The following is a 1,032-nucleotide window of genomic DNA, read 5'->3' on the forward strand; positions in this document are numbered from 1 at the left end:
AAGTCTTGGTTCTTAGCGTCTCATGTCCGGTTTTATCCACGGTGGATCGATCCGGTAAGCTCGCAAAGAACAAAGAATAATAATCCTAACAACTAATTAATTACCTTATGAAAATGAACCAATCAATGAAAACAAGCCTGTCCCTCGCTGCGGCGATGGCCGTTTCAGCGATTTCTGCCAATGCCGCTTTGATCGCGGACTACGCCACCGATTTCACTCTTGCGGCCAACCCGACCCCAACCGGCTGGAGCTATTTGTTTGCCGGCACGGTGAACGGCGTGGTGACCCCGACCTCCGCCGACCCAATCATCGGGAGCACTTTGGACAGGTCAAACCTAAGCCCGTTCGAGTTCACACCTGACGGCTACTGGCGACATGAAGATGTTGGGGTCGGCTCCCAGACCGTGCCGTGGAATTACATCCAACTCAATGCGACGGAATTCCACCCCGGTTCAGGAAACACCGGGCCGGTGATCAACTACTCGACGATTGCCGCCTACACCGGCGTAACGCTCGATTACGAGTTCACCAATAGAGATAACCGTGGTACCGGTGTCGAGCTCGTGGTGTTTGTCAACGACGTGGTCACGCACATCAGCACGACTGCGGACGGGTCTACCGTGAGCGCGACCCTCTCGCTACCCGACCTGCCCGCCGGTGAAGACGTTACGATCTGGTTCAACAACCTTGGCGACAATGGCTATGCTGGCTCCGACATCGGCAATATTACCCTCAACGGGACGGCCGTGCCCGAGCCATCCACCACCGCCCTACTCGGCCTCGGTGGAATCGCACTCATCCTGCGTCGCCGCAAGTAATCCGGCCTCGGGAAATTAACAAATATCCCAACCCCATTCCCCATCGGATAAAAAAGACAGACTAATAGAAAGGTAAGCCTGGCTATCTATTATTTCATATGGGTTTTGCAATATTACGACCCTCCTATAGCATCCATATAGACTCTCAACACCTCTGCAGTGGCGAGGTAGTCCAGTTATTTTTTTGGAATTTGGGGGAACACCCTAACAGAAA

1 protein-coding gene is annotated in these 1,032 nt (G+C 53.2%); it reads left to right on the forward strand.

Annotation, left to right across the window (positions count from 1 at the left end; translation table 11 throughout):
- Positions 1-107 precede the first annotated feature (107 nt).
- A complete protein-coding gene (locus BSZ32_RS09380; protein ID WP_240610602.1) occupies positions 108-818 on the forward strand; it encodes a PEP-CTERM sorting domain-containing protein in 711 nt (236 codons plus the stop codon).
- Positions 819-1,032 lie beyond the last annotated feature (214 nt).

The organism is Rubritalea profundi (assembly GCF_002954445.1).
GTDB lineage: Bacteria > Verrucomicrobiota > Verrucomicrobiia > Verrucomicrobiales > Akkermansiaceae > Rubritalea > Rubritalea profundi.

What these genes read in the sequence shown, in the direction of transcription:
- BSZ32_RS09380 (WP_240610602.1), top strand. Translation starts at nt 108, where the DNA reads ATGAAAATGAACCAATCAATGAAAACAAGCCTGTCCCTCGCTGCGGCG.